General features: G+C 61.4%; 1 protein-coding gene. It reads right to left on the reverse strand.

Annotated elements, in window-relative coordinates; genetic code table 11:
• The coding region (locus ASE71_RS36695; RefSeq protein WP_244497350.1) for a 4Fe-4S dicluster domain-containing protein at nucleotides 1–241 on the reverse strand (241 nt) is incomplete at both ends.

The following is a 241-nucleotide window of genomic DNA, read 5'->3' on the forward strand; positions in this document are numbered from 1 at the left end:
CCCGGCCGGACAGTAGCGCGTCGACGGACCGGCATAGACGTCATGTTCGGAGCGCTTCTGCAGCTCCATATCCTTGACCTGGAGATGGACCGGCTGGTCTTCCTCGTGGTTGGTGTTCGACAGGAACACCGACGACAGCCGGTCGAAGGTCAGAACCCCATCCGGCTTTGGATAGTCAATCTTCTGGTGCTGCGCTGCGGGTTCGAGCGACTGCGCGTCGGTCTTTCCGTGCTTCAGCGTG

This window comes from Ensifer sp. Root954 (assembly GCF_001429005.1).
GTDB lineage: Bacteria > Pseudomonadota > Alphaproteobacteria > Rhizobiales > Rhizobiaceae > Ensifer > Ensifer adhaerens.